8 protein-coding genes are annotated in these 11,211 nt (G+C 55.2%); 3 read left to right on the top strand and 5 right to left on the bottom strand.

Going from position 1 to position 11,211, the window contains the following annotated elements:
- Nucleotides 1-94: 94 nt before the first annotated feature.
- The 3 genes from AB8996_RS09565 to AB8996_RS09555 form a co-directional block, all read right to left on the bottom strand.
- Nucleotides 95-538 carry a hypothetical protein gene (locus tag AB8996_RS09565; protein WP_369298752.1) on the bottom strand — a complete coding sequence of 148 codons (444 nt, stop codon included), beginning with the start codon at nt 536-538 and terminating at the stop codon, nt 95-97.
- A 60-nt stretch (nt 539-598) separates the two neighbouring features.
- The gene (locus tag AB8996_RS09560) at nt 599-2,317 is read right to left on the bottom strand and encodes an S-layer homology domain-containing protein (protein WP_369298751.1); all 1,719 of its coding nucleotides are present in this window, start codon (nt 2,315-2,317) and stop codon (nt 599-601) included.
- 193 nt (nt 2,318-2,510) lie between these two features.
- Nucleotides 2,511-3,128: a recombinase family protein gene (locus tag AB8996_RS09555; protein WP_369298750.1), complete on the bottom strand. Its 618-nt coding sequence runs from the start codon at nt 3,126-3,128 to the stop codon at nt 2,511-2,513.
- 309 nt (nt 3,129-3,437) lie between these two features.
- Between AB8996_RS09555 and hemW the strand changes: the two genes are divergently transcribed.
- The gene (hemW, locus tag AB8996_RS09550; protein ID WP_369298749.1) at nt 3,438-4,544 is read left to right on the top strand and encodes a radical SAM family heme chaperone HemW; all 1,107 of its coding nucleotides are present in this window, start codon (nt 3,438-3,440) and stop codon (nt 4,542-4,544) included.
- A gap of 103 nt (nt 4,545-4,647) precedes the next feature.
- Here the strand turns inward: hemW and AB8996_RS09545 are convergent, their stop codons facing one another.
- Nucleotides 4,648-5,487 carry a DNA-3-methyladenine glycosylase gene (locus tag AB8996_RS09545; RefSeq protein WP_369298748.1) on the bottom strand — a complete coding sequence of 280 codons (840 nt, stop codon included), beginning with the start codon at nt 5,485-5,487 and terminating at the stop codon, nt 4,648-4,650.
- On the bottom strand, nt 5,484-6,194 hold the full coding sequence (locus AB8996_RS09540; protein WP_369298747.1) for a DUF6062 family protein: 711 nt from the start codon (nt 6,192-6,194) through the stop codon (nt 5,484-5,486). The genes AB8996_RS09545 and AB8996_RS09540 overlap by 4 nt, the downstream gene beginning before the upstream one ends.
- 1,053 nt (nt 6,195-7,247) lie before the next feature.
- Between AB8996_RS09540 and rlmB the strand changes: the two genes are divergently transcribed.
- Nucleotides 7,248-8,057, top strand: coding sequence for a 23S rRNA (guanosine(2251)-2'-O)-methyltransferase RlmB (gene rlmB, locus AB8996_RS09535; RefSeq protein ID WP_369298746.1), 810 nt, complete (start codon nt 7,248-7,250; stop codon nt 8,055-8,057).
- A gap of 4 nt (nt 8,058-8,061) precedes the next feature.
- Nucleotides 8,062-11,088, top strand: a complete 3,027-nt coding sequence (locus AB8996_RS09530) for a hypothetical protein (protein ID WP_369298745.1) — start codon at nt 8,062-8,064, stop codon at nt 11,086-11,088.
- Nucleotides 11,089-11,211 lie beyond the last annotated feature (123 nt).

Raw genomic sequence — 11,211 nt, 5'->3', positions numbered from 1 at the left:
TTAGTTGTTAGAAAAAGCAATCCCCGGTCAACTGACCGGGGATTGCTTTTATAATCAAAGAGTATCCTTTTCACGGGAAGCGAATGTGAAAAACTTACTGCTTTTCGGGATTTGCGGTGGGTACGCTTGCCGGGCCGGACTCTTCCTTCCGAATTTTGTATTCCGTCAGAAGAGAAGTTTTGCGCGTGTTATCATAGATCCCCGCCAAAGCGCCAACCAAAATGGAGGCAAAATGATAAGTAAAATATTCGATCAGAGCATAAAAGCCATATTGAATGGCTTGCAGGAGAAAAGCTCCCAAAAACGCTCCCACTGCGTCAATAAATGTTTTATCATACATATCTGCAGTTACAGAAGCGCCTAGACAGCCCTCAACAATAGAAGCAATGAGCCCATAAATCAGGATAACAATAAATACCCTTTTTCCCCATTTTCCTATACCCTCAGACCATGCCCACAGCTCGGACGAAATACGGTCTTCTTTCACGCAGTCTTCTATGGACATGGATTTGGGCGATTTATTATCTAATAGACCCATAATCAATTCCTCCTCATTTTTTGTAGTTTCTTTTGCTTTCTGTGATTTGCTGTTTTTGGGTTAATTCGCGTAGCGGTACAGGAAAGTGACGATCTGTCCGCGGGCGCAGCGGGCGTCCGGGCTGAACTTCCCATTGCCCGTGCCGCCGGTGATCTCATTTGCCACCGCCCATTTCACTGCGGTTTCATAATATTCCCCGGCTTTTACATCGCTGAACGCGCTGCCGGAAGTTTCAGGGGAACCTTCTTTCCGCCACAGGAAAGTGACGATCTGCGCCCGGCTGCACACGGTCTCCGGGCTGAACTTCCCGTTGCCCGTGCCACCTGTAATGTTTTGCTCCACCGCCCACTGGACGGCTTTTTCATAGTACGATCCCGCCTTTACGTCCTTAAAGCCAGCGGCGGTGCCCGTGGGTTTCGGCTCCCCGGCGGCGCGCCACAGGAACGTGACTGCCTGCGCCCGGGTGCAGCTTTGATTGGGGCTGAAATGGGTCTTGTCCGTGCCGGTTGTGATGCCGTTGTCTACAGCCCAATTCACCGCATCATAATAGTAGGCGCTTTGAGGAACATCGGCAAAACCTTTGCCCGAAAGCCACCAGTCCCACTTCAAAGCAGGGTTCGGTTCTATACTGCCCAGGATCGCGGGAATATCTTTTCTCATCTTCATGTATGCTACAGCCGCCGCTGAAGTATCATGGTCAGCATAAGGAGAGCGGGAGGGCTTCGTACATACAAGCGTATAACCTGGTCTTCCTGGGTAGAGCGTAACCTTTCCCAATACTTCGGACCAGCTGCCGCCAAGGTTACAAAGTTCAAGGGTGAAAAGCTCAGCCTGATTAGAATCTCTGAAAGTCCAGTTAAAGTAATAAAGTTTAGAGGAAGGATCACTGGAATAGCTTACTGACACGTCTGTCCAGCGTTCGGGAAATTGCATCGTTAGAATTACATCTCCCATGCCGGTACGCAGCTCGTAGGAAATGGTATGATCGTCGTCTGTATCGCCGTCCTCCGTATAGAAAACGGGTGCGCCAAGCAAGGCGGAGTTTCCATCTGCAAAGACGATTTTTCCCCATCTCTCCTTATCTCCGTTTATATAATAGACCTTTTTTAGATTTGTCCCGGAAAACGCCCAAGTCCCTACGGTTTGAAGACTTAATGGGAGCCAAACGTCGGTCAGGTCGTAACAGCCCCAAAAAGCAGTCGCCCCAATGCTGGTTACTCCTTCGGGAATCACGATGCTGGTCAGCTTGGAACATTTTTCAAAAGTAGAAGGCTCAATGCTCTTTACCCCTTCGGGAATCACGACGCTGGTCAGGTGGTAACAGTTCGAAAAAGCAGAATCTCTAATGCTGGTGACGCCCTTTGGAATAGAATAGGCTCCAGATTTTCCAAGGGGACAAGACAGAAGCCGTGTTTTTTCCTTGTTAAACAATACGCCGTCCTGAGAGCTAAACTCCGGGTTATTCGTGTCCACATTGATTTCCGTCAGGTTGGGACTGCGCAAAAGTTCTTTACCTATTTTCGTTACGCTGTCCGGAAGGCTGATGCTGGTTAAATTTTGGGAACCGACTGTGATGGAGACAACCTCCACGCCATGAATTTCAGCAGGAATTTTCAGTGTTGTGACGCTGGAATCAATGTGCGTTACTTCTCCATTGGATACATCAAAGGAAATGCTTCCGCCCGAAACCGGGTAGGAAACGATTGCCGCACTTGCCGCCATGGGCAGACACCCTGCCAGCAAGCACAGCGCCAATAACAAGCTTAAAATCTTCTTCATTTCTCTGAACTCCTTTCAAGGTTTGTCAAAAAGTGTACTTTTTGACATAAGTCCCCAAAAGGCAAACTCAAAGCAGGGCGGGGCAGTTTTTTGGAAAAAAGGGAAAATTTTCCTTGACATTTCCTGCCTGTTCCTGTAACATTTGTATACAGAGAAAATGCTGTCAAAAAGTACACTTTTTGACAGTGTTTTTTTATATTCTCCCGTTCCCGTGGATCAGGCGGTATTCCCGCAGGCGGCGATAAAAGGTGGATTCGCTCATGCCGCAGCGGCGGATCGCTTCCCGGAAAGGAAGCTGCTTCCGCTCCCACGCCGCGACGATCTTTCCAAAATCGGCGGGCGAGGACTTTTCAGGTCTGCCGAATCTTATCCCCCGTTCCTTTGCCGCCGCAATGCCCTCCGCCTGGCGCTGGCGGATATTGACCCGCTCGTTTTCCGCCACAAAGGAAAGCACCTGCAGCACAACGTCGCTCAAAAAGGTGCCCAGCAGGTCCTTTCCCCGCCGGGTGTCCAGCAGGGGCATATCCAGCACGCAGATATCCACCAGCTTTTCCTTGGTCAGGACCCGCCACTGGTTCTGGATTTCCTCGTAATTGCGCCCTAAACGGTCGATGCTCTTGATGTACACAAGGTCGCCGGGGCGCAGGCGCTTCAACAGGCGCCGGTACTGCGGGCGCTGGAAATCCTTGCCGGAGCGCTTGTCTACGTAGATGTTTTTTTCAGGCACAGCCTTTTCCTGCATCGCGATGAGCTGGCGGTCTTCATTCTGGTCCGTGCTGGAAACCCGTACATAGCCGTAAATTTCTATCATGTTTTCTCCTTGGGAATGGCAGATTTTTCATGGCGAAAGAAAAGACCGTCCCGCGGGGCAGCGGAACGGAGCTTTTTGCAGGACGGGCGCGCCGCCCTCTCCTGTTTCATTTTAGCAAAGGAACATAAGTTCGTCAATATTTTCCTCTCCGCGCCCGGCTGGGGAAGCTGCACTTTTGGGAAAGCTGCACTTTTGGGAAAGTTGCACTTTCGGGAAAGTTGCACTTTCCTCCGCTCTTTGCTACAATGAACGAGCGAGCAATATCTAACGACTAATAACTAACAACTAACAACCAACGGGGGTGCTTTTTTGCCCGGTATCTATCTCCACGTTCCGTTCTGCGACGGGAAATGCCCGTACTGCGACTTTTATTCGCTGCGGGGAAATGAAAAACAGATGGACGATTACGTTTCCGCCATGATACGGGAAATCAGAGCCTGCCCCGCAGCGCGGGAAAAGCTATTGGCGGGAACCGTGTACTTCGGCGGCGGGACCCCCAGCCTGCTGGGCGCGGAGCGGCTTTCCACCCTGCTGGACGCGGTGCGGGAAAGCTTTGACCTGGCGGAGGGAGCGGAGGTCACGTTAGAAGCCAACCCCAATTCTGTGGGCAGGGAATTTTTCCGGGCGGTGCGGAAAGCCGGGTTCAATCGGCTTTCCATGGGAATGCAGTCCGGCAATGAGGACGAGCTGCAATTCCTGGGGAGAAAGCACTCCCGGGAAGATGTAAAATCTGCGGTTTCGGCTGCCCGAGCCGCCCGGTTTGAAAATATCTCTTTGGATTTAATGCTGGGGCTGCCGGGGGGAAGCGGGGAAAAGCTCCGGCGATCCATCGACTTTGCCGCCGGGATGGGGGCGGAGCATATTTCCGCCTATATCCTGAAGATCGAGCCGGGCACGCCCTTTGCGGCGCGCGGCATCGACCTGCCGGAGGACGACGCTGCCGCCGACCAGTACCTGTTTTGCGTGGGGGAGCTGGAACGGCGCGGCTACGCCCAGTATGAGATCAGCAATTTCGCAAAGCCCGGGCGGGAGAGCCGCCACAACCTGGTCTACTGGCACGGCGAGGAATACCTCGGCTTTGGTCCCGGCGCCCACTCCTTTTTTGGCGGCAGACGGTTTTTCTACCCCAGAGACCTGGAGGGCTTCCTCCGGGGAATTTCCCCCACCGACGACGGCGCCGGCGGCGGGTTTTCGGAATACGCCATGCTGAACCTGCGGCTGGCGGCGGGAATTTCCCTGACGCAGTGCCGGGAAAAGTTCGGCGCGGCGGGCGAAGAATTTTTTCTCCGTCTGCTGCAAAACGCAAAAAAATGCCCGCCCGCGTTACTGCGGGCGGACAGGGAAAGGCTGGCGTTTACGCCGGAGGGATTTCTCGTTTCCAACGCTCTGCTGCTCCATCTATTAGAAGATTTTTAAGTCGCGTGTGAAAGTTTTCATTTGCCTGGGATCGGCGGCTCACGTTGTGAAAAGTATTTTGAAAACAAAAACGCTGTTCTGAGCCACGGGAAAAGCTTCTGCGTCAGCTTCCCGAAAACAGCTCCGGGTGCATTCGGCTGTAGTGGAAAATGTACTGCTGGGCAAGCCCGGCGTTTTCCCCGAAATCCTCCGGTGCGTACCCCGGTAGAAGCTCCGACATCGCCCGTTTCATCCAAACGTCCATGGGGAAGCATTCCGTTTTGTGGAACCCGTACAGCAGGGTGCATTCCGCCACCTTGGGACCCACCCCCAGGATCTTTTGCAGCTCGCTTCTGCCGGTTTCCGCCGGGGAGCGGGCTATTTTTTGTAGGTCTATTTCTCCATCAGCCACTTTTTTGGCGGCGTCGATGAGATATTTTGCCCGAAAGCCCGCCCGGAGCGGGGAAAGGTCCTCCACCGTACAGGCGGCAAGCTTTTCCGGCGCGGGAAAGGTGAACCGCCCGGAATCGGCGATGGGCTTGCCTAACAAATGGCACAGCCGGGAAACGATCCCCTGTATCCGGGGAATATTGTTGTTTTGGGAAATGAGGAAGGAGCAGAGGGCTTCCCAGGGCTCCTGCCGCAGAATGCAAATGCCCGGGGCAAAAGAAGCCGCCTGCCGCAGCACCGGGCTGAGGGCGGAAAGCTCCGCCCGCTTTTTCCCGTAATCCGCGTCCAGGTCAAAGTAGGTTTTCCAAAAAGAATCGAAATCCTGCTGGGAGCAGAAAAACAGGAGCTCCTGTTCATTTTGCGGATTTCTTTGCAGACGGAGCAGCTTTCCGCCTGCTACGCCCTCCCAGCAGAGGGAGCCGTCTTCCAATGGCACTTCCTTCCAGCGGAACGCCTGTCCGCAGGTCAGGGTCTGGGCAGGGTCGAACGCGGCGGGCACACAGACGGGGGTCATCTGTTTTTCTCGTCGGCTTTCTGCCGCACGTCCGGCTCCCGGGAAACGAGCCATGTGATCGCCCGCTCGATGGCGTCCTTGGAATTGCCCCAATCGCTGCCGGCGCTGCGGTAATCGAACATTCGGCAGAAATGGGTCACGTCCCCGGCAAGCTCCTTGAGATACCCCCTGGACAGCCGGGTGGTTTCCGATTCAAAGGCGGCGAAGTCTTTTTTGGGCAGCAGCTTTTGGGCAGCCTCCAGCACCATGCCGGTATGGGACATACAAATATAAGGCTGGTCATGGTACAGCTGCCGGAACTCGGCGTCACCCTGCCAGAGCTTTACGGCGTTGCGCACCAGATGCTTCATATTGGTTTCGATGTTTTCACAGATAAAGCAGTGCTCCTGCCGGGAATGCACCGCAGCCACCGCTTTTTTCAGGGGCTGACCGCCCTCGGGGAAAATATCCTTTTCTGTTTCCGCCAGCAGGCTTTCCAGGATCAGCGCCACGGAAAGGCGGCTGCCGCGCTCCAGTATCTGGTTGAAATGCTCCCTGCAAAAGCCCAGACGGTTGGTCTCTATGCGTACGTCCGGCTCCATCATGGCAGCGCCGGTGATGTAGGTTGCCATTCTGTCCTCCAGCATATCCCGCATCTGGCAGAAGGGACAGCCTTTTTTTGGCAAAAATACATCGTTTATCGGAATGGAACAAATGTCTTCTCTCATGAGCACCCTCCTTGGAATGATAATACACGAATGCATAAAAATTCATTTTTCCCCAGGAGAAAAATAGGGAGCGTCAATAGGCAGTTTCGCAAAAATCCCCCTGTTTTTCTCGTGTTTTGTTTCAGTATACCATAAAATGAAAGAAAAAGGTAGACTTTCTTCGGAGGAAAAGGTTTTGAGAAACCCGAAAGGGGACTGCATAAAGAAATTCAGTAAATAGTCAGTAAAAGCCGACTGTCCGAAAAAAGGTATTGACACAAGATAGCAGATACATGCGTCTGCTATCCACAGTATATCGTGGAAAAAGCGGAACTCAAAAAATTGCCCAAAAAATGGGGAAAGGAACCGAAAAAAACTTCCCGTTAACATAAGTTTTCCAAGGAAAAATCAGGTGTGGAAATCAGAACCCGCTTGAAACGAGGGGTTATTAACATTTTCCACAGGGTTTTCCACATCCTGGATTTCCAGATAAATTTCTTTTATGTAAACGACTGGAAAAGCGGAAAATACAAAGAGTAAAAAAGAATTTTCATGCAAAAAAGAAAATAAAATGAATTTTTAATCATTCCTCTGTCGGAAAAAACCGCAGAAAAAAGAACCCTGTCGGAATCTCTCTGCATTTTTATTTGAGATTTTCGGAAAGATGTGCTATAATACCCTGAGATATTTACCATTGAGACAGGAGACGCCTTCCACCGTCGCAGCAGGCAGAGGGAAAGGCTGCAATTGGGCGGAGTGATCCCGTACTGATGCAGGAGATTTCCGATTGCCCACCGCAGGTGAAAAGTTGGATAAAAGGGTAAGTAGCGGTCGGGCGGCGCAGTTCTACATTGTACTAAGAGGGTTCCCGAATGCCCGCCGCAGGTGACGTGAAACAGAAGTGAAAGCCGTGGTCGGGTCGAACAGGTTCCTCTTGTACCAAGAGGGTGCTCGATTGCTCACCGCAGGTGGAGAGTTTGGATTAATAGAGAAAAGTAGTGGTCGGGTCGAACAGGTTCCTTTTGTATAAAGAGGGTTCCCGATTGCCCACCGCAGGTGTGAAGGGTGTATCAAGTGGACAAGCAGAGAGAAAAAAAGGAACAGAATGCTCCTGCCCGGGGAGAGGATATCATTGCCGGGCGCAACGCCGTCAGCGAAGCGCTGAAATCCGGCAGAGCCATCGACAGCCTGTACGTCCAGCGGGGCGAGAAAAGCGGCGCGCTGCTTTCTCTGGTCGCCCGGGCAAAGGATGCGGGCATTCCTGTGAAGGAAGCCGATCCCCGGAAGCTGGAGCATCTCTGCGGCGGCGCGGTGCACCAGGGCGTGGTGGCAGTGGCGGCAGTGCGGGAATTTGCCGATCTGGAGGATATTTTTCAGCTTGCCCGGCAGCGGGGCGAACCGCCTTTCCTGATTATTTGCGACGAGCTGGAGGACCCCCACAATCTGGGGGCGGTGATCCGCACGGCGGAATGCGCCGGGGCGCATGGGGTGGTTATCCCCAAGCGCCGCAGCGTAGGGCTCACCTATGCGGTGGGAAAATCCTCCGCCGGCGCGGTGGAATACCTGCCCGTTGCCAGAGTGCAGAACCTTGCTGCTCTGCTGGAGGAGCTGAAAGCCCGGGGCGTGTGGGTCTATGCCGCCGATATGGACGGCTCTCCCTGGTGCGAAACTGATTTCACCGGACCTGTGGCGCTGGTCATCGGCTCGGAGGGGCACGGCGTGGGCAGGCTTATCAAAGAAAAATCGGACTTCGTGGTGTCCATACCCATGAAGGGCCATATCAATTCGCTGAACGCTTCCGTGGCTGCCGGCATCCTCTGCTACGAGGTGTGCAGGCAGAGGAGCGGGCTTTACGCGGCTAACCCGATAAGGAGGGATTCCTGACCTTATGGCTGAGAAAAAGGAATTTACGTTGGAAGACATTTTGGCAGAGCAGCGCGATCTGCGGGAGGGCGACCCGGCCCCCGCCGTGGAACAGCCGGAGGAGACCGCCCCGGAGAGTGAGCCTTCTGCCGAAAATGCGCCCCGTTCCCCTGTTTCAGAGGACACGGCGGACCTGAACGCCTTTGCCACCGGCAATATCCAGATCGTGCCGGAAATGCGGGCTTCCGCCGCCCCGGAGGAACCGCGGGAGGAAAAGAGGAGCAAGGCGGACAAAAAGGCGGAAAAAGCGGAAAAGAAAAAGAAGAAGCGCGGGCTGTTCGGCAGAAAGCAGAAGGTGCCGGATTTCGACGAGGGCGAGGACATGTACTACGGTCTTCAGCTCAAGCCCATTGACGAGTACCGCAAGGGCTTTGACCCTGCCACCGGGGAATTTACCCTGGGCGAGGACAGCTACAAGGCGCTGTTTGACGACTCGAAAAAAGCCATTGACGACGAGGTGGAGCAGAACTTCCAGCGCCTGCAGAAGGAGCGCCGCCGCCGGGTGGCGGAGGCGGTGCAGACCGCCGGCGTGGACGAGCAGGAGATCGCCGAGGAATTTGGCGTGGTCGCCCCCATGCCGGTGACGGCGTTCGCCGCCGACCCCTACGCCAGACAGCACGGCATTGAGGTGGAGGGAGCCGATCCCTCTCAGGAGGAACTGCCGGGCATTCAGAAAGCCATGCTGGAAACTGTCAGCGACCAGACCATGGAGATCAAGCTGAATGTGCTGAACGATACCATCGAGCTGCAGCGGGTGAAGGATATGCCCGCCGTCAGCGAAGAATCTGTCAATAAGATACTGGAATCCATCGAGCAGGAGGAAGCGGTACAGGAGGAGCCTGTGCAGGAGGGGACCATCTCCGAGGTGGAGCTGGCGGAGAACGCGGACCTTGCCCAGATGCCGGAGGTGCCCACCGCCCCGGAATATCTGGAAAAGACAAAGGAGATTCCTGTGCAGGCGGCTGTGGAAGACGCCGCCCTCCCTGCCGGGCAGGGAGAAAAATCCCTGGAACAGGAAACCGTCATCACCGGCAGACCTTTGGGGGAAATCCCCCAGATCGCCAGCATTTACGAATACCGTTCCAGAAGCATTCCCACCCATGTCATCAATGTGGACGTGCTGCAAAGCGCGCTGCTTTCCGAATCCGAGGGCTTGCAGCAGGCGGCTGAGGAAGAGGAGGTCAAACATACCCCGCGCCGCAGGGTGCGGAACAAGAAGCTGGAGGAGCCCCGGGAAGAGCCGGAGGAGGTCGCGGACACCGGGGAATCCATCGACGATTATACGGGACCCGAGGACGCCAAATCCATTTCCCACGAGCTGCGCAGCGATATGCGCGAGCTGACCATGCGCATGATGATCACCGGTATCTGCACCGGGCTGCTGGCGCTGGTGAACCTTATTTTCGGCGGGGGAGCCTCCGCGGACGGCGGCTCGATGACCATTGTGTACGTGATCCTGACCGTGGTATTTCTGATCGTTTCCATCGGCGTGTGCTACCGTACCGTTGCCAATGGATTAAAGGCGCTGTTCTCCTTTAACGCCAACTCCGACAGCGCGGCGGCGGTGGCGGCAGTGGCGGTCTCCATACAGACAGTCGCCTCTATTTTCTTCCGTTCGGAGCTGGCGGACGGCAGGCTGCATCTGTACGCCGTGATCCTTTCCGCCATCCTGTTCGTGAACGCGGCGGGCAAGCTCACCATGATCCGCCGGATCCACAGCAACTTCCGCTTTGTCACCTCCAAGGAGCAGAAGTACGCCGTGCGGACCTTTGACGACTACAACACCTCCCTGAAAATGACCAAGGACAGCGTAGCGGAAAAGCCGCTGATCGCCTATCAGTGCAAGGCGGGTTTCCTGAAGCGCTTTTTGGAGCTTTCCTATAATCCCGACCCGTCGGAGTCCGCTTCTCAGCTGCTGGCGCCCATCGGGCTGGTGTCCTCTCTGGTGCTCTGTATCGCCTGCCTGCTGATCACCCGCAGCGTTCCCACCGCCCTCAGCACCTTGGCGGCGGCGTCCTGTGCCTGTGTGGCGGCTGCCAATATGCTGTCTGTGAACCTGCCCATCAGCCGCCTGTGCAAAACTGCCCGCCGGGCAGGCGCCATGGTGGTGGGCTATGAGGCGGTAGAACAGCTGGGCAATGTCAACGCCGTGCTGGTGGACGCGGAGGATATCTTCCCCCGGGGCACTGTGGTGCTGGGCGGCATCAAAACCTTCGGCAACCGCGCCGGGGCGGAAAGCGCCATTATGGCGGCTTCCGCCCTGATGAAGGAGATCGGCGGTCCCCTGTCCGGCGTGTTCGACCAGGTCATCAGCGAAAATGAAGACGCCCTGCCTGAGGTGGAGAGCTTCTCCTATGAGGAGGGCGGCGGCATTATCGGACGGGTGGACGGGCAGAAGATCTACATTGGCGACCGTTCCCTGCTGATCAATCACAGGATCGAAGTACCTGCCAGGGAAGAAGAGACCCAATATGTGTCCGGCAACAAGGTCATTGTGTACATCGCGGTGGATACGGCGGTGGCTGCCATGCTGGTGCTGACCTATTCCGCGGACCGCCGCAAGAAAAATGAGCTGCAGCGGCTGGAAAACAGCGGGATCAGCGTGCTGGTCCGCACTACCGACCCCAACGTCACCCCCCAGATGGTGTCCCGGCTGTTCGGCATTGACGCCGCGTCCGTGGGCATTCTGGACGGCGAGCTGGGGGATACCTCCAAAAAGCTGTTGGACGAAACCATCGGGCGCGCGGACGCTGTGGTCGCCACTAAGGGCAGACCGGAATCCATGATGAGCGTGATCGCCGCCTGCGTAGAGGAAAAGCGCACCGCCGGTCTGGTGGTGGCGATCCAGAATACCGCCGTGGTGCTGGGCTTCGTGCTGGTGGCGTTCATGGCCTGCTTTGGCGGCATTCGCCAGCTTTCCTCCTTTGTTCTGTTTGCCTTTGAGCTGTTCTGGCTGCTGGTGATCATGGTGATCCCCAAGCTGCGGAAATAGTTTTTCCAATAGAATAGAGCAGGATCAAAAAGCGGTTCCCCTGGGGGAGCCGCTTTTCTGCTTTCGATGGAGTTGATGGCGTAGGGCAGCGGTCACGGTGCTTTTCCAAAGGAAAGGGTCTTT

It is taken from the genome of uncultured Neglectibacter sp., from assembly GCA_937958185.1.
Classification (GTDB): Bacteria; Bacillota; Clostridia; order Oscillospirales; family Acutalibacteraceae; genus Acutalibacter.
Note: the sequence above shows the minus strand (reverse complement) of the source record. Positions and strands in the feature narration are given on the sequence as shown.